At 64.0% G+C, this 25,618-nt stretch carries 28 protein-coding genes; 9 read left to right on the forward strand and 19 right to left on the reverse strand.

The features are described 5' to 3' along the window. Window positions 1–39: 39 nt before the first annotated feature. The gene (locus tag EKL15_RS13145; RefSeq protein ID WP_203089703.1) at window positions 40–1,029 is read left to right on the forward strand and encodes an aldo/keto reductase; all 990 of its coding nucleotides are present in this window, start codon (window positions 40–42) and stop codon (window positions 1,027–1,029) included. Here EKL15_RS13145 and EKL15_RS13150 read toward each other — a convergent pair. After that, window positions 1,026–1,919 (reverse strand): LysR family transcriptional regulator, encoded by an 894-nt coding sequence (locus EKL15_RS13150; protein WP_203090071.1) that lies wholly within the window; start codon window positions 1,917–1,919, stop codon window positions 1,026–1,028. The two genes, EKL15_RS13145 and EKL15_RS13150, sit on opposite strands and share 4 nt — an antisense overlap. A gap of 173 nt (window positions 1,920–2,092) precedes the next feature. Between EKL15_RS13150 and EKL15_RS13155 the strand changes: the two genes are divergently transcribed. Beyond that, window positions 2,093–2,488: a cupin domain-containing protein gene (locus EKL15_RS13155; RefSeq protein ID WP_203089706.1), complete on the forward strand. Its 396-nt coding sequence runs from the start codon at window positions 2,093–2,095 to the stop codon at window positions 2,486–2,488. 6 nt (window positions 2,489–2,494) lie between these two features. Here EKL15_RS13155 and EKL15_RS13160 read toward each other — a convergent pair whose 3' ends face one another. The 3 genes from EKL15_RS13160 to gabD all read right to left on the reverse strand — a co-directional run bounded on the left by EKL15_RS13160 (window position 2,495) and on the right by gabD (window position 4,876). Further along, on the reverse strand, window positions 2,495–2,863 hold the full coding sequence (locus tag EKL15_RS13160; RefSeq protein WP_164550840.1) for a glyoxalase superfamily protein: 369 nt from the start codon (window positions 2,861–2,863) through the stop codon (window positions 2,495–2,497). Window positions 2,864–2,885: 22 nt separating this feature from the next. Continuing rightward, window positions 2,886–3,299 carry a GyrI-like domain-containing protein gene (locus tag EKL15_RS13165; protein ID WP_203089725.1) on the reverse strand — a complete coding sequence of 138 codons (414 nt, stop codon included), beginning with the start codon at window positions 3,297–3,299 and terminating at the stop codon, window positions 2,886–2,888. 101 nt (window positions 3,300–3,400) lie between these two features. Beyond that, window positions 3,401–4,876, reverse strand: coding sequence for an NADP-dependent succinate-semialdehyde dehydrogenase (gene gabD, locus EKL15_RS13170; protein WP_087763119.1), 1,476 nt, complete (start codon window positions 4,874–4,876; stop codon window positions 3,401–3,403). Between the two features lie 211 nt (window positions 4,877–5,087). Here gabD and EKL15_RS13175 point away from each other — a divergent pair, with 211 nt between their 5' ends. Continuing rightward, complete coding sequence (locus EKL15_RS13175) at window positions 5,088–5,303, forward strand: glycogen synthesis protein (RefSeq protein ID WP_087763118.1); 216 nt, start codon at window positions 5,088–5,090, stop codon at window positions 5,301–5,303. A gap of 38 nt (window positions 5,304–5,341) precedes the next feature. Here the strand turns inward: EKL15_RS13175 and EKL15_RS13180 are convergent, their stop codons facing one another. After that, window positions 5,342–6,256, reverse strand: a complete 915-nt coding sequence (locus EKL15_RS13180; protein WP_060439645.1) for a pyridoxamine 5'-phosphate oxidase family protein — start codon at window positions 6,254–6,256, stop codon at window positions 5,342–5,344. A gap of 4 nt (window positions 6,257–6,260) precedes the next feature. Beyond that, window positions 6,261–6,878 (reverse strand): glutathione S-transferase family protein, encoded by a 618-nt coding sequence (locus EKL15_RS13185; protein WP_060439647.1) that lies wholly within the window; start codon window positions 6,876–6,878, stop codon window positions 6,261–6,263. Between the two features lie 98 nt (window positions 6,879–6,976). Here EKL15_RS13185 and EKL15_RS13190 point away from each other — a divergent pair, with 98 nt between their 5' ends. From EKL15_RS13190 to EKL15_RS13210, 5 genes are all read left to right on the forward strand, one after another. Beyond that, entirely contained in the window at window positions 6,977–7,888 is a 912-nt protein-coding gene (locus EKL15_RS13190) for a LysR family transcriptional regulator (RefSeq protein WP_047730355.1), read from the forward strand. A 147-nt stretch (window positions 7,889–8,035) separates the two neighbouring features. Continuing rightward, complete coding sequence (locus tag EKL15_RS13195) at window positions 8,036–8,833, forward strand: alpha/beta hydrolase (protein ID WP_203089728.1); 798 nt, start codon at window positions 8,036–8,038, stop codon at window positions 8,831–8,833. A gap of 1 nt (window position 8,834) precedes the next feature. Further along, window positions 8,835–9,206 carry a RidA family protein gene (locus EKL15_RS13200; protein WP_060420560.1) on the forward strand — a complete coding sequence of 124 codons (372 nt, stop codon included), beginning with the start codon at window positions 8,835–8,837 and terminating at the stop codon, window positions 9,204–9,206. 57 nt (window positions 9,207–9,263) lie between these two features. Continuing rightward, entirely contained in the window at window positions 9,264–10,451 is a 1,188-nt protein-coding gene (locus tag EKL15_RS13205; protein ID WP_203089731.1) for an amino acid aminotransferase, read from the forward strand. Window positions 10,452–10,471: 20 nt separating this feature from the next. Further along, on the forward strand, window positions 10,472–11,869 hold the full coding sequence (locus EKL15_RS13210) for an amino acid permease (RefSeq protein ID WP_060420565.1): 1,398 nt from the start codon (window positions 10,472–10,474) through the stop codon (window positions 11,867–11,869). Window positions 11,870–11,906: 37 nt separating this feature from the next. Here EKL15_RS13210 and paaY read toward each other — a convergent pair whose 3' ends face one another. The 13 genes from paaY to paaA all read right to left on the reverse strand — a co-directional run bounded on the left by paaY (window position 11,907) and on the right by paaA (window position 23,198). After that, on the reverse strand, window positions 11,907–12,503 hold the full coding sequence (gene paaY, locus EKL15_RS13215; protein ID WP_021505794.1) for a phenylacetic acid degradation protein PaaY: 597 nt from the start codon (window positions 12,501–12,503) through the stop codon (window positions 11,907–11,909). Between the two features lie 12 nt (window positions 12,504–12,515). Continuing rightward, window positions 12,516–13,454: a phenylacetic acid degradation operon negative regulatory protein PaaX gene (gene paaX / locus EKL15_RS13220; protein ID WP_060439657.1), complete on the reverse strand. Its 939-nt coding sequence runs from the start codon at window positions 13,452–13,454 to the stop codon at window positions 12,516–12,518. A gap of 79 nt (window positions 13,455–13,533) precedes the next feature. After that, on the reverse strand, window positions 13,534–14,841 hold the full coding sequence (gene paaK / locus EKL15_RS13225; RefSeq protein WP_049201370.1) for a phenylacetate--CoA ligase PaaK: 1,308 nt from the start codon (window positions 14,839–14,841) through the stop codon (window positions 13,534–13,536). A 15-nt stretch (window positions 14,842–14,856) separates the two neighbouring features. Further along, complete coding sequence (gene pcaF, locus EKL15_RS13230) at window positions 14,857–16,062, reverse strand: 3-oxoadipyl-CoA thiolase (protein WP_203089734.1); 1,206 nt, start codon at window positions 16,060–16,062, stop codon at window positions 14,857–14,859. Then, on the reverse strand, window positions 16,059–16,499 hold the full coding sequence (gene paaI / locus EKL15_RS13235; RefSeq protein ID WP_047730362.1) for a hydroxyphenylacetyl-CoA thioesterase PaaI: 441 nt from the start codon (window positions 16,497–16,499) through the stop codon (window positions 16,059–16,061). The genes pcaF and paaI overlap by 4 nt, the downstream gene beginning before the upstream one ends. Further along, complete coding sequence (locus tag EKL15_RS13240) at window positions 16,496–18,025, reverse strand: 3-hydroxyacyl-CoA dehydrogenase (RefSeq protein WP_203089737.1); 1,530 nt, start codon at window positions 18,023–18,025, stop codon at window positions 16,496–16,498. The genes paaI and EKL15_RS13240 overlap by 4 nt, the downstream gene beginning before the upstream one ends. A gap of 2 nt (window positions 18,026–18,027) precedes the next feature. After that, window positions 18,028–18,819: a 2-(1,2-epoxy-1,2-dihydrophenyl)acetyl-CoA isomerase PaaG gene (paaG, locus tag EKL15_RS13245; protein ID WP_033635102.1), complete on the reverse strand. Its 792-nt coding sequence runs from the start codon at window positions 18,817–18,819 to the stop codon at window positions 18,028–18,030. A 3-nt stretch (window positions 18,820–18,822) separates the two neighbouring features. Next, a complete protein-coding gene (paaF, locus tag EKL15_RS13250; protein WP_187322541.1) occupies window positions 18,823–19,596 on the reverse strand; it encodes a 2,3-dehydroadipyl-CoA hydratase PaaF in 774 nt (257 codons plus the stop codon). Between the two features lie 8 nt (window positions 19,597–19,604). Beyond that, the gene (paaE, locus tag EKL15_RS13255; protein WP_087763111.1) at window positions 19,605–20,663 is read right to left on the reverse strand and encodes a 1,2-phenylacetyl-CoA epoxidase subunit PaaE; all 1,059 of its coding nucleotides are present in this window, start codon (window positions 20,661–20,663) and stop codon (window positions 19,605–19,607) included. A gap of 13 nt (window positions 20,664–20,676) precedes the next feature. Further along, on the reverse strand, window positions 20,677–21,174 hold the full coding sequence (gene paaD, locus EKL15_RS13260) for a 1,2-phenylacetyl-CoA epoxidase subunit PaaD (RefSeq protein ID WP_033653577.1): 498 nt from the start codon (window positions 21,172–21,174) through the stop codon (window positions 20,677–20,679). Window positions 21,175–21,183: 9 nt separating this feature from the next. After that, window positions 21,184–21,942, reverse strand: a complete 759-nt coding sequence (gene paaC, locus EKL15_RS13265; RefSeq protein WP_187322540.1) for a 1,2-phenylacetyl-CoA epoxidase subunit PaaC — start codon at window positions 21,940–21,942, stop codon at window positions 21,184–21,186. An 8-nt stretch (window positions 21,943–21,950) separates the two neighbouring features. Continuing rightward, window positions 21,951–22,238: a 1,2-phenylacetyl-CoA epoxidase subunit PaaB gene (gene paaB, locus EKL15_RS13270; protein WP_004935173.1), complete on the reverse strand. Its 288-nt coding sequence runs from the start codon at window positions 22,236–22,238 to the stop codon at window positions 21,951–21,953. Window positions 22,239–22,259: 21 nt separating this feature from the next. Then, the gene (paaA, locus tag EKL15_RS13275; protein WP_033647856.1) at window positions 22,260–23,198 is read right to left on the reverse strand and encodes a 1,2-phenylacetyl-CoA epoxidase subunit PaaA; all 939 of its coding nucleotides are present in this window, start codon (window positions 23,196–23,198) and stop codon (window positions 22,260–22,262) included. A 317-nt stretch (window positions 23,199–23,515) separates the two neighbouring features. On the opposite strand from paaA, the gene paaZ reads away from it, so the two are divergent. Beyond that, entirely contained in the window at window positions 23,516–25,582 is a 2,067-nt protein-coding gene (gene paaZ, locus EKL15_RS13280) for a phenylacetic acid degradation bifunctional protein PaaZ (RefSeq protein WP_038872147.1), read from the forward strand. Window positions 25,583–25,618: the final 36 nt, after the last annotated feature.

A 25,618-nucleotide genomic window follows, 5' to 3' on the forward strand; every position in this document is an offset into this window, starting at 1 on the left:
CGCCAGGCGGGGCCGGTATCAATCAGCGGGAGAGTGAAGATGCAAACACGCAAGTTGGGGCGCGAAGGGCTGGAAGTATCGGCGTTGGGGTTGGGCTGCATGGGGCTGAGTTTTGGCTACGTCCCGGCCACCGACAAACGGCAGGCGATCGAACTGATCCGCGCCGCGGTTGACGAGGGGGTGACGCTCTTCGATACCGCCGAGATTTATGGTCCGTTCACGAACGAGGAGCTGCTGGGCGAAGCGCTGGCGCCGGTGCGCGATCGGGTCGTCATCGCCACCAAATTCGGTTTCGATCTGCCGCAGCCGGCGGGGCAACAGGTGTTGAACAGCCGTCCGGAGCATATTCGCCGGGCGGTGGAGGGTTCGCTGAAGCGCTTGCGGATAGAGACGATCGATTTGTTGTATCAGCACCGCGTCGATCCCGAGGTGCCTATCGAGGAGGTGGCCGGTACGGTGCAGCAACTGATTCGCGAAGGGAAAGTAAAGTATTTCGGCCTGTCGGAAGCCGGTGCGCAAACCATTCGGCGAGCTCACGCGGTGCAGCCGGTCACGGCGCTGCAAAGCGAATATTCGCTGTGGTGGCGCGAGCCGGAGCGTGAAATCTTGCCGACGCTGGCAGAGCTGGGCATCGGTCTGGTGCCGTTCAGCCCGCTCGGCAAGGGCTTTCTCACCGGCGCCATTACCGAGAACACCACTTTCGACAGCGGCGATTTTCGCAACGTGGTGCCGCGCTTCAGCGCCGAGGCGCGCCGGGCCAACCAGGCGCTGGTGGATGTGCTGGGGCAGATAGCGCAGCGCAAGGGCGTGACGCCGGCGCAGATCGCTCTGGCCTGGCTGCTGGCGCAGCAACCGTGGATCGTGCCGATCCCGGGAACCACCAAGCGTCATCGGCTGGAAGAAAACCTCGCGGCGGCGGCGGTCGCGTTGGCAGCGGACGAACTGGGCGAGATTGAGCGCGCGCTCTGCGCGATCGACGTGATCGGCGATCGCTACCCGGCGCATCTGCAGAAAAACGTCGGGCGTTAAGCCCCGCGCCGCAGCGCCTCAATCAGCAGCGCAAAGGCGGTGGTGTGCTGCCTGCGGCTCGGATAATAGAGGTAATAGCCGGGAAACGGCGGGCACCAGTCGTCCAGCGCCATCTGCAGCCGGCCGTCGGCCAGCGGCTCGGCGACGGTATCTTCCGGCACGAAGGCGATGCCGAGGCCGAGCTGCGCGGCGTCGATCCGCTGGCGCAGGCTGTTGAAGGTCAGTTGCCCCTCCACCCGCACTTTGATCTCCCGGCCATCGCGGGCAAATTCCCAGGCATACAGCCCGCCGAGGGTGGGGAGCCGCATATTGATGCAGCGATGGTTTTGCAGCGCTTGCGGCGTGGCAGGGAGGCCGTAACGGGAGAAATAGTCAGGGGAGGCGACGGGCACCATACGCATGTTCGGCCCGATGCGCACCGCGACCATGTCCTTCGCCACCTGTTCTCCCAGCCGGATGCCGGCGTCGAAACGCCCGGCGACGATGTCGGTCAGGCTGTTGTCGACGGTGATTTCCACGTTGATATCCGGGTAATCGACGAGAAAAGTGCGCAGCACCGGCCACAGCACCGCATCCACCGCGTGTTCGCCGGCGGTGATGCGGATGTTGCCGGCGGGCCGATCGCGCATTTCACCCAGCGCGTTCAGCTCGCTTTCAATCTCCGCCAAGCGCGGGCCGATGCTGTTGAGCAGCCGCTCACCGGCCTCGGTGGGGGCGACGCTGCGGGTGGTGCGCGTGAGCAAACGCAGCGCCAGGCGCTCTTCCAGCCCGCGAATGGCGTGGCTGAGCGCCGATTGGGAAACCCCAAGCTGCGCCGCCGCTTTGGTGAAGCTGCGCTCCCTGGCCACCATCAGGAAAGCGATCAGATCGTTAAAGTTTTCTTTCAACATACCGGCACCGAAGAGGAAGGTGAGCGCACTGTCGCGCGTAGATTTATGAATTGAGCTCATAGCTCCTTGCGCATTTTACCCGCTAGTCGCCGGAAAAGCATGGCGCTATCTTGGCATCACTGACTCATGACGATCAGCACCGGCGGTGAGAGCCGGCGCGGAGGACACAACAGATGAAAATACAACGCAGCGGTTCGATCCCTTCACAGCGCGGTTCGGCAGAATATTTTACCGGGCAGGTACGCATCGACGCGCCGTTCGCCGGTGGCGCGCCGGCCAGGGTGGGCGGCGCGACCGTCACCTTTGAACCCGGCGCCCGCACGGCCTGGCATACCCATCCGCTCGGCCAGACGCTGATCGTCACCCAGGGGCGCGGGTGGATCCAAATGTGGGGCGAGACCACGCAGGAAATGCACCCCGGCGATATCGTCTGGATCCCGGCAGGCGTCAAACACTGGCACGGCGCGACGCCGGACACCGCCATGACCCATATCGCCATCGCCGAAGCGGTGGACGGCAGTCCGGTGACCTGGCTGGAGCCGGTCAGCGAGGCGGAGTACCGGCAATAAGGCCGCTCAGGCCTCGTGGCTCTGCTCGCAAAACCGCAGGCGGTTGCCGAACGGATCGGTCAGGTTCAGCTCTTTGCCCCAGTCGACAACCTCCAACCCCGGCCGGGCATAGCGGTAGTTTTTGGCCGTGAGCTCCCGGTGCAGCGCGTCGATATCGTGCACCGGGATGAAAATAGCGGCGCCGGGCGTGCTGTCGCCATAGTGTTCGCTCAGGTGCAGCGTCAATCCGGCGCGGCTCACCTGCATGTACAGCGGCAGATCTTCGCTGAAACGGTGCTCCCACTCCAGCGTGAAGCCGAGAAAGTCCAGATAAAACTCTTTGGCCTTGTCGACCGCAAAAATGCGCAGGATCGGAATGGCAGGGGAGAAGGTGATCATCGTCGATCTCACTGTTACGTTAGCGGCAGCCGATATGGATATCGACCGCCTCGAGGCCGGTATAGGCTTCGAAGTCGGTCAGGAAGCGGCGTTCGATTTCCGGGTGTTGCTCGAAGTAGGCCCAGATGGCTTGCCAGCCTGCGATAACCGCCGCCGGCATGGCGCCACGGGCCTGGAACACCAGATAGCGGCCGGGTTGGATGTGCAAACCGCTCTCTGCCGCGCTGCCGGCGGTGACGTCAAACGGCCCGCCGGCGTCGGAGGCGTAGTTGGAGTAGACCACATAGACCGGCGTGGCGGGCGAGGTGGCGAAAAAGTCTGACCACAGCGCCGGGATTTTTGCCGTCTCGGGCTGGGTTTCGTCCTGATTGGTGGTTCTGACCGTTTGGCCGGCGACGTAAAAGCCGGGTAGCTGTACCACGAGAGGTTGCATACTGGAAATTCCTTTTAACCGTTCGAACGAGAGGCCTAAAGGTAGCAAAGGCTTCCCGGATCCGCCAGACAGGGCCCCCGCAGACGCGGAGGCCGATCGCATCAAGCGCCCAAACCGCCAAGGCACAGGTATTTGATCTCGAGATAGTCCTCGATGCCGTATTTTGAGCCTTCGCGGCCCAAACCGGAGTGCTTCATGCCGCCGAACGGCGCCACCTCGGTGGAAATCAGCCCTTCGTTGATGCCGACGATGCCGTACTCCAGCGCTTCGGCCACGCGCATCACCCGGCCGATGTCGCGGCTGTAGAAGTAAGCGGCCAGGCCGAACGGCGTGTCGTTGGCCAGTTCGATGGCTTCCGCTTCCTGGTTGAAGCGGATCAGGGGCGCCACCGGGCCGAACGTTTCCTCGCGGAAGATTTTCGCCGTGCGCGGTACGTCGGTCAGGATGGTCGGGGTGAAGAAATTGCCACCCAGCGCGTCAGGCTTGCCGCCCAGCAGCACCGAGGCGCCGTGCTCGACGGCGTCGGCGATATGCTCGCGCACTTTCTCCACCGCGTCCGGGTTAATCAAGGGGCCGATGGTGACGCCGTCATCCAGGCCGTTGCCGACTTTCAGCTTGGCGACGGCGGCTTTCAGTTTGGCGGCGAAGGCGTCGTACACGCCGTCCTGCACCAGAAAACGGTTGGTGCAGACGCAGGTCTGGCCGGCGTTGCGGTATTTCGAGGCGACCGCGCCGGCCACGGCGGCGTCCAGATCGGCGTCGTCGAACACGATAAACGGCGCGTTGCCGCCCAGCTCCATACTGGTTTTCTTGATGGTGGGCGCACACTGGGCCAGCAGCTGCGCGCCGACTTCGGTGCTGCCGGTGAAGGAGAGTTTACGCACGTCCGGGTTGGCGGTGAGCTCGCCGCCGATGCCTTTGCTGGGGCCGGTGATCACGTTGCACACCCCGGCGGGCAGCCCGGCGCGCTCCGCCAGCACGGCGATCGCCAGCGCCGAGAACGGGGTCTGGCTGGCGGGGCGGATCACCCCGGTGCAGCCGGCGGCCCAGCCGGGGCCGGCTTTGCGGGTGATCATCGCCGCCGGGAAGTTCCACGGGGTGATGGCGGCGAACACGCCGATCGGCTCTTTCTGCACGATGATGCGGCGGCCCGCCTGGGGCTGCGGAATGGTGTCGCCGTAGACCCGCTTGCTTTCCTCGGCGAACCATTCGATAAAGGAGGCGGCATAGGCGATCTCACCGCGGCTTTCAGCCAGCGGTTTGCCCTGTTCCGCCGTCATGATGCGCGCCAGATCCTCCTGATTTTCCATCATCAGCTCAAACAGCCGCCGCAGTTTGCCGGCGCGTTCTTTGGCGGTCAGCGCACGCCAGGCGGGCAGCGCTTTTTTGGCGGCGGCGATGGCGCGTGCGGTTTCTTCGGCACCGAAGGCCGGCACATGGCCAACCAGCTCGCCGTTGGCGGGGTTATGGATGGCGATCGCGTGGCCTGCTTTGGCCGGCAACCATTGCCCGTCGATGTAATTGGCCTCGCGGAACAGCGTGGGGTCCTTGAGGGTAGCGCTGATGCTGGTGCTCATTGGTCTCTTCCTTTGCTGAGTTCAACAGAATGGTCTATCCCATACGGCTACCCTTTACCCTAGCAAACTTTGCCGTCGCCGTTTGCCAGCGTGGCGACAAGATGAGCGTTTTCTTCATGCGCACCTTCTGTACAAAAAATATCCGCCGTCGGGCCGATACTGAAAGAGCAGGCATATGACCCTTTTCGATGTGATTAAAAGGAGTGTGCGAATGATGAGATCAGTGGACAGACATCTCGCGGCCTACGGCAGCGAAATGGATTTTTTGGCGTCGAGTATCGCCCTGATGGAATGGCAAGGGCGGCAGATTGACGCCGGGCAGGTGGCCGGCAATATGTCGGAACAGCAAAGCCGCCTGTTCTTTGCGCGGTTGAGTTATTTTCGTCAGCTTTATCAGGCCGCAGCGGCGGCCGAACACAGCCTGTAATTTCCCGATTCAGCCCCGCCGCAGCGGGGCTTTTCATTTCAGCGGTGCCACACTCCGGTCGCCAGCGTCGCCGGTGAATACTCCAGATCGCGTCCCCGCCACGGCAGCGCCGCCGCAAAACGCCAGGCGCGGTGAACGTCAAACCGCCAATAGCGTTCCGCCCCTTCAACGCCGGGATCCCCTTGCGCCTGCCAGAGGATCTGCGTTTTTCCTTGCAGGTGCAGCACGTCGCCGCGATCGAAATCGATGAACAGCAGCGCCGCCCGCGGTTCGGCCAGCAGGTTGCCCAACGTATTCATATAGCGGTTGCCGCGAAAGTCCGGCATCCACAGCGTGTCGCCTTCCAGATGGATAAAGCCGGGGCGCCCGCCGCGATGGGAAATATCGACGCCGCCCTGCGTCAGTTCCAGGTGCGCACCGCTGGCGACGAAGCTGGTGTCTGCGGTGCGGATCAGCGCCTGCGCCGCCGCATCGAGCGACGCTAAATGCTCAACCGGCTGTGGCCGGCTCTCCACCGGGTAGAGTTCGCGGCGCTGAATGTACTGCGGGCAGTTGCCGAAGCTTTGGTGAACGACGATCTCCACCCGGTTTTTGTCGGTGCGGCCGACGGTGCCGTTGGCGCGGTTGCGCCGCCGGTTGCTGAAGTCGAGCCCGAGCGCGCCGACCGGTTTGCCGGGCAGCAACAGCGCCTGGGCGGGATCGTCGCTGCGGCGCGGCGCGCTGATGCGCAGGTGCGTGTCGTCCGGCGTGCGTAAAAATCCGGGCGGGCCGCTGAACAGGGTGGCGATGGGCCAGCCCTGGTCGTCCAGCGTGGCGACGAACAGGTAGGGCAGTGCGGCAAAAAACGCACGGTGCTGATCTGGCATCGCGGGGTAGATGCCTCCGCCTACGCGATCGAAACCGGCCAGCGTCTGCGCGCGCAGCTCATCGGGGTGGAACCGTTGCGGGATCATGGCGTCAGCTCGCCGCCGGTGCCGGCAGGGCCGGCATGGCGAAGAAGCCAGGAAGCGCCGCGATGCTCGCCACCCAACGCCGTATGGCGGGGTAAGGCGCCAGCGAAATGCCGCCTTCGGCCGCGACCGCCACATAGCTGTAGCAGGCCAAATCGGCGATGGTCGCCTGTTCACTGGCCAGATAGCCGCGCTCGCTCAGGTGCTGTTCCATCTGCGGCAGAAAACGATCGCTGATTGCCCGCGCCGCCTGATAATCCTCCGGCACCGCGAACTGGGCGATCAATCGGCAGGAGGCCGGGCCGTAGCGGACTTCGCCGGCGGCTTTGGAAAGCCAGGCCTGCACCCGCGCCGCCGCCGCCGGCTGTTCAGGCAGCCAGTGGCTGTCCGGCGCATAGCGTTTCGCCAGATAAACCAGAATGGCGTTGCTGTCGGCCAGCGTCAGATCGCCGTCCTGCAAGACCGGGATCTGGCCAAACGGGTTGAGCCGGCGAAAGGCCGCGCTCTGCCGCACGTCCGCCGAGGCCTCTACCCATTCATAGGGCAGCGCCAGCATGCGCAGCAGCAACGCCACGCGGTGAACGTGGCCGGAAAGCGGGGTGCCGTAGAGGGTGATGGTGGACATGGCATTTCTCCTCAGTGTTTTTTTTCAGCATACTCTTGCGGTGAATGAGCGGAATCCGGCAATGTGGAAATTGATAATTTCACTTATCGGAAGAGTCTATGGATCGGTTAGACGAGTTGGCCATCTTCGTGGCGGTGGTGCAGCAGGGCAGCCTGGCAGCCGCCGGGCGCAAACTGCGGCGTTCGGCGCCGGCGATCACCCGGGCGATCGCCGCGCTGGAACAGCGGTTCGGCACCCGGCTGGTGGAACGTACCACCCGGCGGCTGGCGCCCACCGAGGCGGGCGTGCGGTTGCTGGAGCGCGCGCAACAGCTGCTGCAGGATTATCAGGCGGTGGTGCAGGATACCGCCGAAGCGCAGCTGAGTGGCTTGCTGCGCGTCACTTCGCCGGTGCAGTTCGGCCGCCGATACGTGGCGCCGGTGGTGATGGCGTTTCTCGATGACTACCCGCAGATGCAGATCGAAATGGTGTTGAACGATCGCAATCTCGATCTGATCGACGAAGGGCTGGATATCGCGGTGCGCATCGGCCATCTGCAGGACTCTTCGCGCGTGGCGCGGCGGCTGGGGCAGGTCAGCCGGGTGACGGTCGCCAGCCCGGCTTACCTTGCGCGCTGCGGCGAGCCGCGCTCACCGGCGCAGCTGGCGGAGCATGCCACCATCGTCGGCACTCAGCGGCCGTCGCTGCGTGAATGGCGCTTCGGCCCGCAGGAAAACGGCGAGCGGGTGCGCTTGGCCCCCCGACTGTTGCTCAACGATGTGGAAGCGCAACTGCTGGCGGTGCGCGCCGGCAAAGGCATCGCCCGCCTGCTCTCGTATCAGGTGGCGGACGATGTGGCCGCCGGTACGCTGGTGCGGCTGCTGGCGGACCATGAACCGTTGCCGATGCCGGTGCAGCTGGTGGCACAGCAGGCGCAGCGCATGCCGCTGAAGGTGCGTGCCTTTTGGGATTATGCGTTTGAGCGGCTAAGCGCATTGCCGCAAATTCAGCCGGACGGGCGGGGAAAATAAGCGCAAAAAGTTTCATGGGTTAAACTTTTTCGCTGCCGGTGTTGTTTTATTTTACCGGGCGCGCATTGCTGATAGACCCGTCTTGACAATAATGTTGCCGGTGCTAATAGTTAATTCATATTTTAAATAATAAACGAAGTTTAATATATGAAACAACTTGCGGGGAGCTATGACAACGGCGCTGCGGTGGATAATGAAGACGCTATTTTGGCTTCATTTCAGACCCGCAGTGCGGCTATTTATCATCAGACGAAACATGAAAAGAATATTGCGTATGGCGAAAGCGAACGCGAGACGATGGATTGGCTCTATTCTGCAAAGCAGCACCAGGGGACGTTAATTTTTATTCACGGCGGCTATTGGCAATTCTGCGATAAGGCGGATTTCGCCTTTATCGCCGCCGGGCCGTTGGCGTTGGGTTTTGACGTGGTGCTGGTGGAATATGCGCTGGCGCCGGCGGTTAATCTTGACGCTATTTGTCGCCAGGTGGGGGCGGCGCTTGATGCTATTCAGCGCCGTCTGCCGCCGCACTATGCCCATCCGGTGCATCTGTGCGGCCATTCCGCCGGCGGGCATCTGGCGGCGTTTTGGCAGCAGCATGCGTTGGTGGAGGCGGTCTTTCCCATCAGCGGCCTGTTCGAACTGGCGCCGCTGCAAGAGAGCTATGTCAATCGGGCGCTGCAGCTGACCGAGCGGCAGATTGAAACGCTAAGCCCGGCGCGCCACCCGCCGGCGCGCAGTAAGCCGCTCACGCTGTATTACGGCGCAGCTGAGCTGCCGGAGTTGATCGGTCAGTCGCAACACTATCACGCGGCGCTGCGCCAACGCGGGTTGCCGGCCGAACTGGTCGCGGTGCCCGGCGCCAATCATTTCACCATTCTGGATGCGTTGTTCGCCGCCGACGGCGCGCTGCTTCGCCAACTTGACCACCACGGGAACCACTGACATGCGCGAGATCGTAGAGACCGGGCTGCCGGACATCGGCCAGCCTTTTTCCTGGGCCACCCGGGGCGGCGGCATGCTGTTTACCGCCCATGGCCCGGTGCGGGCGGACGGCAGCATCGAGACCGGCGCGCCGGAGCAACAGATTGCGTTAACCTTCGATAACCTGGCGCAGACGTTGAAGGCGGCGGGCAGCCACAGCGATAAGGTACTGCAGGTGATCGTTTATCTTACCGACGTCAACGACGTTAAATTGCTCGATGATATTTACCGGAAATACTTTAATTATCCTTATCCCAATCGCTCCACGGTTATTGTCGAAAAACTGGTGGTGCCGGGAATGAAAATAGAAATCACCGTCAGCGCCATCGCCTGATTTAATTTTTATTAAGTCCGTCTTCATATTAATTCAATAACGAGTTAAGGATGCGTCATGTTTAAACAGATTGCACCTTCTGCAGCCGATCCTATTATGTCGCTGATGGAAGCCTATTTGCAGGACCCCAATCCGAAAAAAGTGAATTTAGGCATTGGGCTCTATTACGACCGGCAGGGGAATATTCCGCTGATGCAGGCGGTGGAGGCCGCCGAGCAGCGGTTGCTGGCGCTGCGTCGCCCGCACGGTTATCCGCCGATCGAAGGTTCGCCGCAGTTCGCTCACCAGGTGCAGGCGCTGCTGTTCGGCGAGCAACAGGCGGCCGAGATCGCCACGGTGCAGACCGTCGGCGGCTCCGGTGCGCTAAAGTTGGCGGCGGATTTTTTGCGCCACTTTCTGGCGCGCGGTGACATTTGGGTGTCCGATCCCACCTGGGCCAATCACTGGGCGATATTTGAAGGCGCCGGGCTGCGGGTGAATACCTATCCCTACTTTGACGAAGCGGCGGGCGGCCTGCGTTTCGCCGCCATGCTCGACGCGCTGGACAGCCTGCCGCCCGGCAGCGTAGTCCTGTTGCATCCTTGCTGCCATAACCCGACCGGCACCGATCTGACGGCGGAGCAGTGGCGCGCCACGCTCGCCGTGCTGCAGCGGCGTAAGCTGCTGCCGCTGTTCGATATCGCCTATCAGGGCTTCGGCGACGGGCTGGAGGAGGACGGCTTGGCGTTGCGCGAAGCGCTGAAAACCGATCTGCCGTTTTTGGTCTGCAACTCGTTTTCCAAAAACGTGGCGCTGTACGGCCAGCGGCTGGGCGCGCTGTCGGTGCGCTGCGCCGATGCGGAAAACGCCGCTAACGTCAAAGGCGCGTTAAAAACGCTGATCCGCCGCAGCTACTCCTGCCCGCCGACGCACGGCAGCCAGATCGTGGAAACCCTGCTCGGCGACGCCGAACTCGGTGAGCTTTGGCGCAATGAGCTGGCGGAAATGCGCGTGCGCATCAAGCAGATGCGTGAGCAGCTGGCCGCCGGCCTGGCGCGGGGAGGTTCTTCGCTGGATCACCGGCGCATACGCGATCAGCGCGGCATGTTCAGCTATACCGGCCTGAACGAAGCGCAGCTGCAGACCCTGCGGCAGCGCTATGCCATCTATCTGGTTTCGCCCGGCCGCATGTGCCTGCCGGGGCTCAACCCCGGCAATATCGACTACGTGACCGCCGCCATTCTCGACGTCACCCGTACCGCCTAACTTCGCTCGGGAACACAGCCATGCCACAGATGAATGATTTTGAGCATATCGCCCGCCGTCAGGACGGGTTGAACAAGCATCTTACCGCCGGGCAGATGTCGATGCTGGCGATCGGCGGCGCCATCGGCACCGGGCTGTTTCTCGGCAGCGCCTACGCCATTCAGATGGCGGGGCCGTCGGTATTGCTGAGCTACCTGATCGGCGGCGTTATTGCGCTGCTGTTGATGGGCAGCCTGGCGGAAATGACCTCCGAACACCCGACGCCCGGCTCGTTCGGCGACTACGCCGAATTCTATCTTGGCCCGCTGTTCGGTTTTCTGGTGCGTTATTCCTACTGGTCTTGCGTGGTGCTGGCGGTGGGCACCGAAGTTACCGCCATCGGCATGTACATGCAGTTCTGGTTCCCGGCGACGCCGACCTGGCCGTGGGTGCTGCTGTTCTCGGCGGCGGTGATCGTCATCAATGTGATCGGCGTGAAGTCGTTCGGCCAGGTGGAATACGCGCTGTCCACCGTCAAAGTGACGGCGATCGTGGCGTTCATTCTGATCGGCATCGGCATTCTGGCGTTCTCGGGCAACCCGGCCTACGGCTTGCGCAACCTGACCGCCGGCGGCTTCATGCCGTTTGGCGTCAAGGGCATGTGGTTCGCGGTGATCGTGTCCATTTTCAGCTATCTGAGCATTGAAATGATCGCGGTGGCCGCCGGCGAGGCGAAAAATCCGGTGATTGCGGTGAAGGCGGCGTTCAAGGGCACCATCGTGCGGCTGTTCATCTTCTACATGCTGTCGATCGCCCTGATGCTGGCCATCGTACCCTGGCGGCAGTCCGGCACCGGCGAAAGCCCGTTCCTGATGGCGATGAACGTGATCCATCTGCCCGCCGCCGCCGGTATTTTCAACTTTATCGTGCTGGTGGCGGCGCTGTCGGCGATGAACAGCCAGCTGTATATCACCACCCGCATGATGTTCTCGCTGTCGCGCGCCGGGCAGGCACCGGCGGCGTTGGGGCGCGTCAGCCGGCGCGGCATTCCGGTCAATGCGCTGGCGATGTCGTGCATCGGCATCGTGGTGTCTATCGTGCTGAGCCTGGTGGCACCGGAAACGTCGTTCGCCGCCATGATGTCTATTTCGGTATATGGCGCCTGCTTTACCTGGCTGATGATTTTCGTCACCCACCTGTTCTTCCGCCGCCGGCATCGGCAGACCCACCTGAAGTTCCGCATGTGGGGGTTCCCGTATACCACCTTGCTGGGTGCCGGGTTGATGGCGGCGCTGATGATCTCGACGGCGTTTACCGAATTCTTCCGCATGACGCTGTGGTTCGGTATTCCGTTCACCTTGCTGCTGGTGGTGGCTTATCACGTCCAGAGCCGCCGCGCGGCCGTGCCGTCGCCGTTCAAGGCGCCGGAGGTGGAGTAATAAGGGAAGGGGCTGAGGCGTGCCTCAGCCCCGGGGATTACAGCTGGCTTTTCGGGATCAGGTGGTCGCCGAAGCTCAGGCGTTGGCGGCCCGGTTCGATTTCGGTCAGCGGCGCCACTTCGTGCAGCGAGGATTTGCAGCGCTGTACCAGATCCTGATACTCGCGGGTGCCGGCGATCTTCCAGGCTAATTCCTGTTCGGTCAGATCGCGCAGCACGCGCGCCGGGCTGCCGACCACCAGCTTGTTGGCTTCGATCACCGCCGCGGCTTTGACGAACGCCATCGCACCGACGATGGTGTTCTCGCCGATCTCCGCGCCGTCCATCACCACCGCGTTCATGCCCACCATCGCATTGCGGCGAATGCGGCAGCCGTGCAGGATGGCGCCGTGGCCGATATGGCCGTCTTCTTCCACCACCGTGTCCTGCTGCGGGAAGCCGTGCATCACGCAGTTATCCTGAATGTTGGCGCCGTCGCAGATCACCAGGCGGCCAAAATCGCCGCGCAGGCTGGCATTCGGGCCGATGTACACGTGCTTGCCGACGATCACGTCGCCGATCAGCACCGCCGTCGGGTGCACGTAACTGCTGGGGTCGACGACCGGCGTCAGGCCGTCAATCTGATACACAGGCATAGCGTGAGTTCCTTAAAATGTAGGGTCGCGCGGCAGGCCGCCGAAGCGCCGATAGTAGCCGGCGGCCGGCGCGGGAAGGGCGCCGATGGTGGTTTCCGCCAGCGCGCTGACATACTCCGTCGCGGCGCGATCGACCTGCTGATAAAGATTGATGCACAGGTTGCGGGCGATCTGGCCCTCCCACTGCGCGGGCAGCAGCGCGTCCGGCAGCAGTGGATCTTTCAACACCACGCGACGGAAGAAGTGAATCAATAATAGCTTAATCTGGAAACAGCGCAGCGGCGTCAGCGCCGCCGGATCGACTTCGCGCAGCAGCGCCATCAGCGGCCGGAAGGAGACGATAAACTCGTGATAGCCGGCCGCCACCTCGTTTAGCGACCAGCAGTCGGCCACCAAGTTCTGCAGGGTTTGCTCGGAGCGGTTATAGGGATAATCGGCGCGGAAGTAAATCACCTGCTCGCTGGCGTTCAGCTCGCCGAGCAGCGCCGTCACGTCGGTTTGCGCATGGGTGGGGGCGGCCATCAGGTTGCTGGCGATTTGCCCGAACCCGAGCCAGCCCAGCTCTTTTTTCAGCCGCGCGCGCTCGTTTTTTTCGGCGCTTTCCAGCAGCAACAGCTCCCACTTGCCGTCCCAGGCGGGCTGCTCGCGCAGATAGATTTTCGATTCGGCGTGGCGGAACTGGCGCATCCCCTGCTCGGTCACGCGGTAGAAGCTGCGGCGGCCTATTTTCTCCACCGCCAGCCAACCCTCTTTCTGCAGGCGGAACACCGAGGTGCGCACGAAGCGATCGCCGAAGCCAAAGGCCTCCAGCAGCGCGCTCAGGCTGCCGAGCCACACTTCGCCGCCGCGGTGGCTGAGCGCGTCGCCGTACAGCGAAATGATCAGCGAGGTGCCGCTGATCGGCTGCGCGTCGACGGCATGGCGAATGAACTCATCCAGTTTATGTTCCATATTTTTCCATGGGTTAGCCTTCGATGAGCCATAACATTACGCCTAATTTGGGGCGGCGTCATCCGTGACGCCGTGCGCCTCAGCGCGGCCGCAAATCGACCACGCGCTGCGCTTTGCCTTCCGAGCGCGGAATATCGCCGCAGTTGGCGATGCTGACGTCGGTGCTGACGCCCACGATCGATTTGATGTGGTGGCGTAGCTGGTGGCAGATGTCGCAACGCTGCTGGTGGCTGAGGCTGAGCGCCGACTCCTTGAGCTCGACGCGCACCGCCAGCGTGTCCAGGTGGCCGCTGCGGCTGACCTGCAGCTGGTAGTGCGGCGACAGCTGCTCGAACTGCATGATCTGCTCTTCCACCTGCGACGGGAAAACGTTGACGCCGCGGATGATCAGCATATCGTCAGAGCGGCCGGTGATCTTGCCCATGCGGCGCATCTGGCGCGCGTCGCCCGGCAGCAGCCGGGTGAGATCGCGGGTGCGGTAGCGGATCACCGGCAGCGCCTCTTTGGTCAGGGTGGTGAACACCAGTTCGCCATGTTCGCCGTCCGGCAGGGCGATGCCGGTTTCCGGGCAGATGATCTCCGGCAGGAAGTGGTCTTCCCAAATGGTAGGGCCGCCGCCGCTCTCCAGACACTCCATCGCCACGCCCGGCCCCATCACTTCCGACAGGCCGTAAATATCCAGCGCCTTGATGCCCATGCGGGTTTCGATCTCGTGGCGCAGGGCTTCGGTCCAGGGTTCAGCACCGAACACGCCGAGCCGCAGCGAGCAGCCGCGCGCGTCACCGCCCATCTTGCGCTCCAGCTCGTCGATCAGCGTCAGGCAATAGGACGGCGTCACCATGATGATGTCGGGTTTGAAATCGAGGATCAGCTGCGCCTGGCGTTCCGTCTGGCCGCCGGACATCGGGATCACCGTCGCGCCGAGCCGCTCTGCGCCGTAGTGTGCGCCCAGGCCGCCGGTGAACAGGCCGTAGCCGTAGGCGACGTGCACCTTATCTTTGGCGGTGGCGCCGCCGGCGCGCAGACAGCGGGCGACGATATCGGCCCAGTTATCGATGTCGCGCTGGGTGTAACCCACCACCGTCGGGCGGCCGGTGGTGCCCGAGGAGGCGTGGATGCGCACCACCTGTTCCATCGGCACCGCGAAGGTGTCGAACGGGTAGTTGTCGCGCAGATCCTGCTTGGTGGTGTAGGGGAAGCGCGCCAGATCGCTCAGCTGTTTGAGATCGTCGGGGTGCACGCCGGCCTGGTCAAATTTGCGTTTGTACATCGGCACATTGTCGTAGGCGTGGTGCAGCGTCCACTTCAGACGCGTCAGCTGCAACGCTTCAATCTCATCGCGCGAGGCGAATTCGATCGTTTCGAGGGGCTGTGGATTTATTGTCATGGTTAGCCTCAGGGGTCAGACACGCTCAATGATCATGGCGATGCCTTGGCCGACGCCGATGCACATGGTGCAAAGCGCGTAGCGGCCGGCTCGCCGTTCCAGTTCAAACAGGGCGGCCAGCGCCAGGCGCGCGCCGCTCATGCCCAGCGGATGCCCCAGGGCGATCGCGCCGCCGTTGGGGTTGACCTGCGGGGCATCGTCCGGCAGGCCAAGCTGGCGCATCACCGCCAACGCCTGGGCGGCGAACGCTTCGTTCAGTTCGATAACGTCCATCTGCGCCAGGCTCAGCCCGGCGATTTCCAGCACCTTGCGGGTGGCCGGCAGCGGGCCGATGCCCATCAGCCGCGGCTCCACGCCGCAAGTGGCGGTGGCAACGATGCGCGCGCGCGGCGTCAGCCCCTGGCGCGCCGCCATCGCTTCGGAGGCGACGATCAGGGCCGCCGCACCGTCGTTCAGGCCCGAGGCGTTGCCGGCGGTGACGCTGCCGGGCTGACGGAACGGGGTTTTCAGCGCCTGCAGCTGATCAAAGGTGGTGTCGGGGCGCGGGTGTTCATCCTGGCTGAACAGCATCACTGCGCCTTTTTTGCCGGTGAGGCTGACCGGGGCTATCTCCTGCGCCAGGTGGCCCAGCGCCTGCGCCCGGGCGGCGCGCTGCTGGCTGCGCAGCGCAAAGGCGTCCTGATCGGCACGGCTGATGTTGAACTGCGCCGCGACGTTTTCGGCGGTCTCCGGCATTGAATCGGTGCCGAACTCGGCCTGCATCCGCGGGTTGACGAAGCGCCAGCCGAGGGTGGTGTCGTACAGCTGCGCCTGGCGGCTGAAGGCACTGTCTGCCTTGCCCATCACCAGCGGCGCGCGGGTCATCGATTCCGCGCCGCCCGCCAGCAGCAGCCCGGCGTCACCGGCCTTGATGCTGTGCGCCGCCATCGCCAGCGCATCCAGGCCCGAACCGCACAGGCGGTTCACCGTGGTGCCGGACACGCCGACCGGCACGCCGGCCAGCAGCAGCGCCATGCGTGCCAGGTTGCGGTTGTCTTCCCCGGCCTGGTTGGCGCAGCCGAGGATCACGTCGTCCAGCTGCGCCCAATCGACCTGCGGATGGCGTTCCAACAGCACGCGCAGCGGCAGGGCGGCGAGGTCGTCGGCGCGCACCTGGGCCAGCGCGCCGCCATAGCGGCCGATCGGGGTACGCACGCCGTCGCAGATAAATGCCTGATTCATGCCTGATCTCCTAAAATGCTGTGGCCGAGGCGGTGTGCGCGGCCGCGGAACCAGGCGACGGTTTTGCCCCGTTGGTTAACGATTTCGACGTCATACAGCCCGGTGGCTTTGCCCTGATGGCGCATCTCCGCGCTGGCGGTGAGGCGATCGCCGGCCAGCGCCGGGCGGACGAAGTCGATGCTGCAGCCGGAGGCCACCGCCGCCAGCCCCTGGCTGTTGCAGGCGTAGGCGAAGGCGGTGTCCGCCAGGCTGAACAGCTGGCCGCCGTGGCAGGTCTGGTGGCCGTTGAGCATCTGCGGGCCGACGGTCATGCTGACCTGAGCGTACCCGGCGTCGACGGCATCGATGTGCATCCCCATCGCCTGAGCGCAGGTATCTTGTTGGAACATCTGTTCGGCGCAGCGCTGAGCCAGCGCGCGCGGCGTATTGGCGTTCATCGTTCGGCTCCTGGAAAAGAGGCGGGGGAAGCGTAGCGGCGCAGCAGCGGCATCGGGCGATAGCGCGCTTCGCCGTAATAGCGTTGCAGGTTTTCCAGCGTCGCCAGAATGTGGCGCCAGCCGAGCGCGGCGCCCCAGGCAAGCGGCCCGCGCGGATAGTTGACGCCGCGCAGCATCGCCAGATCGGTATCTTCGGCGTTTGCGACGCCTTTGTTCACCACGTCGAGCGCTTCGTTGGCCAGCATGGCCAGGGTGCGCATCGTCAGCAGGCCGGGGTAATCCGGCAACGGAATGACCTGCTTGCCGAGGGACTGCAGCAGGCGAATCGCTTTGGCATTGTGTTGCGCATCGTTTTGCGCCGCGCAGCTGATGGCGATGGCGGAGGCGTGCGCATAGTCGGCACAGAGATCGAACAGCACCACGGGCGTTCCACGTTCGTCGGCCAGTTGGCCGGCGGTTTTACCATTGGTTAACATCAGTGTAACGTCGTCGATCGTGACGTGTGGGCTGGTCTGGCCAGGTTGTTTGATCGCCCCCGCATTTTCGCTTAACAGCTGCGCCAAATCGGCCAGCGAAGACCAGTCGCCGTGCAGCGTAACGCGTTGCGGCAGTGCGGCCTGCGCCGGTGGAGCAAAAGCGATCTCGGCGGTGGGGATCTGCGTGTCGTAGCGGTAGAAACCGCGGCCGGATTTACGGCCGAGGTGCCCGGCGGCCACCAACTCCTGCTGCACCAGTGAGGGCGTGAAGCGCGGATCCTGATAGAAGGCCTGATACACCGATTCGGTCACGGCGTAATTGACGTCCTGGCCGATCAGATCGGTCAATTGCAGCGGGCCCATGGCGAAGCCGCCGGCGTCGCGCAATACCGCATCCAGCGTGGCGGCGTCGGCCACCTGTTCCTCCAGCGCGCGCAGGGTTTCGGCATAGAACGGCCGCGCCACGCGGTTGACGATAAATCCCGGCGTCGAGCGGCACACGACGCTCTGCTTACCCCAGCGCTGTGCCAGGGCCTGCAGCGCGGCGAGGGTCTCGGCGCCGGTCTCCAGGCCGCTGACGATCTCCACCAGCTTCATCAGCGGCGCCGGGTTGAAGAAGTGCAGCCCGGCCATGCGGGCCGGGTGTTGCAGTGCCCCGGCGATGGCGGTGATCGACAGCGAAGAGGTATTGCTGGCGAACAGCGTCGTGGGCGAGCAGAGCGCCTCCAGATCGCGGAACAGGCCCTGTTTGATCGCCAAATTTTCCGCCACCGCTTCAATCACCAGCGTGCAGTCGGCCAGCTGCTCGAGCGAGTCGGCGCATTCGAGGCGCGCCAGCAGGGCTTCGGTGGGCGCGGCGTCGGCCTTGCCGTCGTCGACCCGCTGGCGCAGGCGGCGAGCGAGATCGTCGATCGCGTGCTGGGCGGCGGTGGGCGCGATATCGAACAGCCGCACCGGGTAGCCGGCGGCGGCGGCCACCTGGGCGATGCCGATGCCCATGGTGCCGGCGCCGATCACCGCCACCTGGCCGTTAAGAAGGGGCGCGTTCATGGCTATTTCCCGCTGAAGTTTGGCGTGCGTTTGGCAAAGAACGCGCTGACGCCTTCGCGATAGTCGTCGCTGCGGCCGCCCAGGCGCTGCAGATCGCGCTCCAGATCGAGCTGCTGATCGAGGCTGTTGGTGGCCGAGCTGTAGAGGGCTTTCTTGATCAGCCCCAGACCGTAGGTCGGCTGGGTGGCCAGATGGCGCGCCAGCGTTTGCGTGCGGTCGGCCAATTCATCCGCCGGCACTACCTGCCAGATCATGCCCCACGCCAGCGCCTGTTGGGCGCTGATTTTGTCACCCAGCATGGCCATGCCCATCGCGCGGGCGTGGCCGGCCAGCCGCGGCAGGAACCAGCTGCCGCCGGAGTCAGGCACCAGCCCCAGACGGCAGAACGACTGAATGAAGCTGGCATTGTCGGCGGCGATGACGATATCGCACGCCAGGGCCAGCGCGGCGCCGGCGCCGGCCGCCACGCCGTTGACCGCGCACACCACCGGCTTCGGCAGGGCGGTCAGGCGACGGATCAGGGGGTTGTAGAAACGTTCGACCGACAGGCCGAGATCCGGCGCCTGTTGATCGGCGCTGACGTTGCGATCGTTGAGATCCTGCCCGGCGCAGAAACCGCGCCCGGCGCCGGCGATCAGCAGGCAGCGCACGCTGTCGTCGCGCTCGGCTTGCGTCAGCGCTTCACTCAGCTGGCGATGCATCTCGTCGTTAAAGCTGTTGAGCCGATCCGGCCGGTTGAGGGTCAGCGTCAACACGCCGGCGTCGAGATGGCTGAGAATCAATGCGTTATCCATAAATCAGCGCCCCTGATAGTTTGGCGTACGTTTTTCGAAAAAGGCGGCGATGCCTTCGCGGCGATCGTCGGTGGCGGCCAGGGTGACGAACTGCTGACGCTCCATCGTCAGCCCCTGGCTAAGGCCGATTTCCTCGGCCTGTTTCAGCGCCTGTTTGGCGGCGCGCAGCGCCAGCGGCGCCTGACGGCTGATGCGATCGGCAATCTGCTGCGTGCGTTCCAGCGTCAGGGCATCGACGCACACTTCGCTGATAAGGCCGGCCTGCAGCGCGGTGCGGGCGTCGATGGGCTCGCCGGTCAGCACCATCTGGCTGGCGCGCGACTTGCCGACGCAGCGGATCAGACGCTGGGTGCCCCCGGCGCCCGGCATCAGGCCGAGGGTGATCTCCGGCAGGCCGAAGCGGGCGCTTTCGCCGCCGATGACGATGTCGCAGGCCAGCGCCAGCTCGCAGCCGGCGCCCAGGGCATAACCGTTCACCGCCGCCAGCAGCGGCTTGCTGAACTGCGCCAGCCGCTGCCACAGCTGCGGACGGCGATCCGCCAGCGCGGCCGGCAGATCCTGCTGTTGCAGTTCGCGCAGATCGGCGCCGGCGGCGAAGAAGCGCACCGCACCGGCGATCACTACGGCGCCCACGCCGCTGTCGGCGTCGGCCTGCTCCAGGCGAGCAACCAGCTGTTCCAGGCACGGCGTGCTCAGAGCGTTGCGCGCCTCCGGGCGATGCAGCGTCAGCGTGACCACGCGGTGCTGCTGCTGATGCAAAATAAAGGGGGTGTCCATCGCGGCTCCTAGACGTCGAAGTCCAATACCACGCCGTCGCCTTTCGGCCACGACTGGCAGCTCAATACGTAGCCTGCCGCCAGCTGATCCGGCTCCAGGCTGTAGTTGACGCCCATCTCCACCTGGCCGGCCTTCAGACGGCATTTGCAGGTGGCGCATACGCCGCCTTTGCAGGCGTAGGGCAGGTCGGCGCCCTGGCGCAGCGCGGCGTCGAGAATGCTGTCGTCCTGTTCGCCGACCTCGATATCCAACCGGCGGCCGTCGAGCAAGATCGCCACCCGGGTGGCGTTGCGATCGCCGCTGCTTCGCGGGCGGGCGACCAGGCCGCTGGTGTTGAAGCGTTCGCTGTGGATGTGGTTGGCCGGGACGCCGGCCTGTTCCAGCACGGTTTGTGCGTCGTCCATCATCGATTCCGGCCCGCAGATAAAGGCGTGGTCATAGTCGCGGAAATCCAGCAGCGCGCCGCCGATCGCCGTCAGGCGTTCACGGTCGATGCGGCCGCTGAGCAGCGGGCTGTCGAGACTTTCCTGGCTGAACAGATACAGCTGCTGAAAACGCTGCGGGTAGCGGTTTTTCAGATCCGACAGCGCCTCTTTGAACATCATCGAACGGCTGTTGCGGTTGCCGTAGATCAGGGTGAAGCTGCTGCCCGGTTCGAGCAGCAGCGTCGCCTTGATGATCGACAGCATCGGCGTGATGCCTGAGCCGGCGGCGATCGCCAGGTAGTTGCCGTGGCGCTCTGCCTGCGGCTGGTAGCCGAAGCGCCCCTGAGGCACCATCACCTCCAGCGCGTCGCCGACCTTCAGCATGCGGTTGACGAAGCCGGAGAAGCGCCCCTGGTCAATCGCCTTCACGCCGATCTGCAGCAGGCCTTCCTGCGGCGAACTGCAGATGGAGTAGCAACGCCGCAGCTCTTCGCCGTTGACCAACGCCTTGAGCGTCAGGTGCTGGCCGGGGGTATAGCGGTATTGGTTTTGCAGCTCTTCGGGCACCCGCAGGGTGATGGCTACGGCGTCCGGCGTTTCGCGCTCGATGGCGGCGACGTTCAGGCGATGAAAGACCGTCATGGTGTCAGCGCTCCTATATGCATTTGAAATAATCGAACGGTTCCCGGCAGTCGCAGCAGCGGTACAGCGCTTTACAGGCGGTGGAGCCGAACTCGCTGATCTTCTCGCTGTGGGTGCTGCCGCAGCGCGGGCAGGCTACCGGGCCGTGGGCGTGCGGCCGATCGCAGGTGTGCCCCTGCGGTGGCGCTACGCCGTATTGCCGCAGCCGCTCGCGGGCGTCGGCGTTCATCCAGTCGGTGGTCCAGGCCGGGCTGAGGCGAATGTCCACCTGCACCGGGCTGAAGCCGGCGGCCGCCAGCCGCTGCTCGATGGCGTTGAGCAAAAATTCGGTGGCCGGGCAGCCGGAATAGGTTGGGGTGAAGGTCACGCGCCAGCCCGCGCCGTCGCGCGCTACGTCGCGCACCATGCCCAAATCGGTGATCGACAGCACCGGCAGTTCGGGATCGCTGATCTGCTGCAGGCAGTGCCAAATCTGCGGGATTTCGGCGGGTTGCAAACGGGTGACGTTCATCGTGGCCTCCTACCATTGACCGTTTGGATAGGCGCGCTGCAGGAACTGCATTTCCGCCAGCAGCGGGCCGAGGTGTTCGCTGTGCCGGCCTTGCTTGCCGCCGTGCCGGAACGCCTGCTCGGCAGGCAGCGCCAGCGTCGCCTGGCGCAGCGTCTCTTCCACCTGCGCTTGCCAGGGGGCCTGCAGTTCGCGCGGATCGACGGCGATGCCTTGTTCTGCCAGTTCCAGCTCCAGCGCGTCGGCGTGGAACAGCTCGGCGGTGAACCGCCACAGGTTATCCAGCGATTGCTGGATCTTGCGGTGGCTGACGTCGGTGCCGTCACCCAGGCGGATCATCCAGCCGTGGCTGAAGCGCAGGTGATAATCGGCCTCCTTCAACGATTTGGCGGCGATGGCGGCGATCTGCACATCGAGGCTGCGGCTCAGCGCCTGGTGCAGCTGTACGTGGTAGGCATCGAGCAGGAACTGACGCACCAGCGTGTCGTTGAAACCGCCGTTCGGCTGCTCCGCCAACAGCAGGTTATGAAACTGGCGCTCGTCGCGGCCGAAGGCCAGGCTGTCTTCGCTGCAGGGCGGGCCGGCCAGTTCGGCGGCGTAACCCAGAAAGTTGCGCGCCTGGCCGAGCAGATCGAGCCCGATGTTGGCCAACGCCAGATCGATTTCCAGCTCGGGCGCGTGGCCGCACCAGGCGCACAGGCGCTGGGCGAGGATCAGAGGCGTGTCGCCCTGGCGGAGCAAATAGCTGATGCGCGGATCGTTAACCGTCATGGTCGCCTCTACATGTTCTTGATGCCGTCGGGAATGGTGTAAAACGTCGGATGACGGTAGATCTTGTCTTCGGACGGATCGAAGAACGCGCCGCGATCTTCCGGCTGCGAGGCGATCAGATGGCGCGACTGCACCACCCAGATCGAGCAGCCTTCGTTGCGGCGCGTATAGGCGTCGCGGGCATTTTCCAGCGCCATTTGGTCGTCGGCGGCGTGCAGGCTGCCGACGTGGCGATGCGCCAGCCCTTGTTTGCTGCGGATAAACACTTCATACAGCGGCCATTCAACGTGGCTCATGATCTCGGTTCCTTATGTTGGCTATGCGGCGGAGGCGGCGTTTTTCGCGGCGTGGGCCATGGCGCCGTCGCGTACCCAGGCGCCGTCTTCCCAGGCGCGGCGTTTGGCCTGCAGGCGTTCGTGGTTGCATTGACCGCGCCCTTTGATCACCTCATGCAGTTCGCTCCAGTCGATCTCGCCGAAGCGATAGTGGCCGGCGGCCTCGTCCCAGGTAAGGCTCGGGTCCGGCGCCGTCATGCCCAGCGCCTCAAGCTGCGGCACGGTGTTGTCGACGAATTTCTGCCGCAGCTCATCGTTGCTGTGGCGTTTGATTTTCCACGCCATGCTCTGGGCGCTGTGGGGGGAGTCGGCGTCGCTCGGGCCAAACATCATCAGCACCGGCCACCAGAAGCGATCGATAGCGTCCTGCAACATGGCGCGCTGCGTGTCGCTGCCGTTGGCCATCGCCATCACCGCCTCGTAGCCCTGGCGCTGGTGGAAGCTTTCCTCTTTGCAGATTTTCACCATCGCCCGCGCATAGGGGCCGTAGGACGCGCGGCACAGCGCCACCTGGTTGACGATGGCGGCGCCGTCGACCAGCCAGCCGATCACGCCGATATCCGCCCAGTTGAGCGTGGGGTAATTGAAGATAGAGGAGTACTTCATCTTGCCGTCGAGCATCTTTTGGTAGATGTCCTGGCGCGAACAGCCGAGGGTCTCGGCGGCGCTGTAGAGGTACAGACCGTGGCCGGCTTCGTCCTGCACCTTGGCCAGCAGCACCGCCTTGCGGCGCAGCGTGGGGGCGCGCGTCAGCCAGTTGGCTTCCGGCAGCATGCCGATGACTTCCGAGTGGGCGTGTTGGCCAATCTGCCGAATCAGGTTCTGACGGTAGGCGTCCGGCATCCAGTCTTTGGCCTCAATGGCGATGTCCGCCGCGATCTTGTCGTCGAAATGCTGCTGATACTGTGCGTCAGTTGTCATGCTTGCCTCTTGGTGATTCGTATTTTTCACATTAAACATAAAAATGTGAATCACTTTAACTAACCATAAGGCTACAAACTGATAACAAAAAGATCAAACGTAATTCATGTGGTTTTGCGAGGTTACTCACAAGGTTATTTGTTATTTTGTTGATTTTATTTGATAAATAAAGTGATTGATTCCTTGTTTATAGCAGGTTAAATGCCCTGAAAGCGTCTTTTGTTTTCTTTTTGTTAAAATTTGGTTTGGCGCGGACTGGTATTTATGTGATACGTAATTAAGCTATAGGGTGAAAATTTATGAATTTTGGAGGGCACATGCAGCAGTTACACAGTTATCTTTCTGGCGCCTGGGTGTACGGGCAGGGAGAGGGGCGCGAGATCCGCCACGCCGTGACCGGCGAGGCGCTGTACCAGGTCTGCTCCGACGGCCTGCCGTTGGCGGCGAGCCTGAGCTATGCGCGCAGCCACGGCGGCCCGGCGCTGGCGCACATGACGTTCCAGCAGCGCGCCCAGATGCTGAAAGCGGTGGCGAAACACCTGTTGGCGCACAAAGAGGCGCTGTATCAGATTTCCTATCAAACCGGCGCGACGCGCAGCGACGGCTGGGTTGATATTGAGGGCGGTATCGCCACGCTGTTCGCCTATGCCGGCATGGCCGGCCGCGATCTGCCGGACGATACCCTGTGGCCGGAAGACGAGCTGATCCCATTGTCGAAACAGGCGCAGTTCGCCGCCCGCCACGTGCTGACCTCGCGCCCCGGCGTGGCGCTGCACATCAACGCCTTCAACTTCCCGTGCTGGGGCATGCTGGAAAAACTGGCGCCGACCTGGCTGGCGGGCATGCCGGCCATCATCAAGCCGGCCACCGCTACCGCGCAGCTGACGCAGGCGATGGTCAGGCTGATCGTCGACAGCGGGCTGGTGCCGGAAGGGGCGCTGCAGCTGGTTTGCGGCGGCGTCGGCGACATGTTTGCGCACCTGGATTACCAGGATGCGGTGACTTTCACCGGTTCGGCGCAGACCGGACAGCGGCTGCGGGCACACCCGCGCCTGCTGGAGAAATCGATCGCGTTCACCATGGAGGCGGATTCGCTCAACTGTTGCGTGCTGGCGGAAGACGTGACGCCGGAGATGCCGGAGTTTGCGCTGTTCATCAAAGAAGTGTGCCGTGAAATGACCGCCAAGGCGGGGCAGAAATGCACCGCGATCCGCCGCATCATCGTGCCGGCGGCGCAGGTGGCGGCCGTGCGTCAGGCCTTGTTGCAGCGCCTGGCGGGGGTGACGGTGGGCGATCCGCAGCTGGAACAGGTGCGCATGGGGGCGTTGGTCAGCCACGAGCAGCGTGATGATGTGCAAAGCAAGGTGGATTTCCTGCTGCGCAACGGCTGCGAACCGCTTTGCGGCGCGGCGCTGGATAAGCTGGAAGTTCTGGGCGACGGTGCGCGCGGCGGGGCGTTTTATCCGCCGACCCTGCTGTATTGCGCCGATCCGCTTACCCATCAGGCGGTGCACGGCACGGAGGCCTTCGGCCCGGTGGCGACGCTGATGCCGTATGCGGATACCGAGCAGGCGATCGCGTTGGCGTTGCTGGGGCAGGGCAGCCTGGCGGGATCGCTGGTGACTGCCGATCCGGCATTGGCCAAGCGCTTCATTCGCGCGGCGGCCTGCGCCCACGGCCGCATGTTGATTTTGGATGAGCAGGCGGCGGCGGAGTCCACCGGCCACGGTTCGCCGTTGCCGATGCTGGTGCACGGCGGCCCGGGGCGCGCCGGCGGCGGTGAAGAGCTGGGCGGGCTGCGCGCGGTGAAGCACTATATGCAGCGCACGGCGATCCAGGGCAGCCCGGCGATGCTGGCGGCCATCGGCGGCGAATGGGTGCGCGGCGCGCCAGTCGTCGAGCATCCGGTGCATCCGTTCCGGAAATACTTCGAGCAGCTGCAGCTGGGCGACAGCCTGTTGACCGCGCGCCGCACCGTGACCGAAGCGGATATCGTCAACTTCGCCTGCCTGAGCGGCGACCATTTCTACGCGCACATGGACAAGATCGGCGCCGCCGACTCGCTGTTCGGCGAACGGGTGGCGCACGGTTACTTTGTGGTGTCCGCCGCGGCCGGGCTGTTTGTTGACGCCGCCGTCGGGCCGGTGATCGCCAACTACGGCATGGAGAATCTGCGCTTTATCGAGCCGGTGAAGATCGGCGATACCATTCAGGTGCGGTTGACCTGCAAAAAGAAAATCCGCAAGCCGCAGAAAACCGCCGAAGATCGCCCGCACGGCGTAGTGGTGTGGGATGTGCAGGTGTTGAATCAGGAACAGCAGCCGGTGGCGCTGTACAGCATTCTGACGCTGGTGGCGCGCCAACAGGGGGATTTCGAGGCGTGATGCGCGTTTGCCGCCGCCGGTAACGCCGACGGCGGC

It is taken from the genome of Serratia sp. 4542 (assembly GCF_016805595.1).
In the GTDB taxonomy this organism is placed as follows: Bacteria; Pseudomonadota; Gammaproteobacteria; order Enterobacterales; family Enterobacteriaceae; genus Serratia; species Serratia nevei.

Coding starts and splice junctions, on each gene's coding strand:
- EKL15_RS13145 (WP_203089703.1), top strand. CDS start 40: ATGCAAACACGCAAGTTGGGGCGCGAAGGGCTGGAAGTATCGGCGTTG.
- EKL15_RS13150 (WP_203090071.1), bottom strand. CDS start 1,919: ATGTTGAAAGAAAACTTTAACGATCTGATCGCTTTCCTGATGGTGGCC.
- EKL15_RS13155 (WP_203089706.1), top strand. CDS start 2,093: ATGAAAATACAACGCAGCGGTTCGATCCCTTCACAGCGCGGTTCGGCA.
- EKL15_RS13165 (WP_203089725.1), bottom strand. CDS start 3,299: ATGCAACCTCTCGTGGTACAGCTACCCGGCTTTTACGTCGCCGGCCAA.
- gabD (WP_087763119.1), bottom strand. CDS start 4,876: ATGAGCACCAGCATCAGCGCTACCCTCAAGGACCCCACGCTGTTCCGC.
- EKL15_RS13175 (WP_087763118.1), top strand. CDS start 5,088: ATGATGAGATCAGTGGACAGACATCTCGCGGCCTACGGCAGCGAAATG.
- EKL15_RS13180 (WP_060439645.1), bottom strand. CDS start 6,256: ATGATCCCGCAACGGTTCCACCCCGATGAGCTGCGCGCGCAGACGCTG.
- EKL15_RS13185 (WP_060439647.1), bottom strand. CDS start 6,878: ATGTCCACCATCACCCTCTACGGCACCCCGCTTTCCGGCCACGTTCAC.
- EKL15_RS13190 (WP_047730355.1), top strand. CDS start 6,977: ATGGATCGGTTAGACGAGTTGGCCATCTTCGTGGCGGTGGTGCAGCAG.
- EKL15_RS13195 (WP_203089728.1), top strand. CDS start 8,036: ATGAAACAACTTGCGGGGAGCTATGACAACGGCGCTGCGGTGGATAAT.
- EKL15_RS13200 (WP_060420560.1), top strand. CDS start 8,835: ATGCGCGAGATCGTAGAGACCGGGCTGCCGGACATCGGCCAGCCTTTT.
- EKL15_RS13205 (WP_203089731.1), top strand. CDS start 9,264: ATGTTTAAACAGATTGCACCTTCTGCAGCCGATCCTATTATGTCGCTG.
- EKL15_RS13210 (WP_060420565.1), top strand. CDS start 10,472: ATGCCACAGATGAATGATTTTGAGCATATCGCCCGCCGTCAGGACGGG.
- paaY (WP_021505794.1), bottom strand. CDS start 12,503: ATGCCTGTGTATCAGATTGACGGCCTGACGCCGGTCGTCGACCCCAGC.
- paaX (WP_060439657.1), bottom strand. CDS start 13,454: ATGGAACATAAACTGGATGAGTTCATTCGCCATGCCGTCGACGCGCAG.
- paaK (WP_049201370.1), bottom strand. CDS start 14,841: ATGACAATAAATCCACAGCCCCTCGAAACGATCGAATTCGCCTCGCGC.
- pcaF (WP_203089734.1), bottom strand. CDS start 16,062: ATGAATCAGGCATTTATCTGCGACGGCGTGCGTACCCCGATCGGCCGC.
- paaI (WP_047730362.1), bottom strand. CDS start 16,499: ATGAACGCCAATACGCCGCGCGCGCTGGCTCAGCGCTGCGCCGAACAG.
- EKL15_RS13240 (WP_203089737.1), bottom strand. CDS start 18,025: ATGAACGCGCCCCTTCTTAACGGCCAGGTGGCGGTGATCGGCGCCGGC.
- paaG (WP_033635102.1), bottom strand. CDS start 18,819: ATGGATAACGCATTGATTCTCAGCCATCTCGACGCCGGCGTGTTGACG.
- paaF (WP_187322541.1), bottom strand. CDS start 19,596: ATGGACACCCCCTTTATTTTGCATCAGCAGCAGCACCGCGTGGTCACG.
- paaE (WP_087763111.1), bottom strand. CDS start 20,663: ATGACGGTCTTTCATCGCCTGAACGTCGCCGCCATCGAGCGCGAAACG.
- paaD (WP_033653577.1), bottom strand. CDS start 21,174: ATGAACGTCACCCGTTTGCAACCCGCCGAAATCCCGCAGATTTGGCAC.
- paaC (WP_187322540.1), bottom strand. CDS start 21,942: ATGACGGTTAACGATCCGCGCATCAGCTATTTGCTCCGCCAGGGCGAC.
- paaB (WP_004935173.1), bottom strand. CDS start 22,238: ATGAGCCACGTTGAATGGCCGCTGTATGAAGTGTTTATCCGCAGCAAA.
- paaA (WP_033647856.1), bottom strand. CDS start 23,198: ATGACAACTGACGCACAGTATCAGCAGCATTTCGACGACAAGATCGCG.
- paaZ (WP_038872147.1), top strand. CDS start 23,516: ATGCAGCAGTTACACAGTTATCTTTCTGGCGCCTGGGTGTACGGGCAG.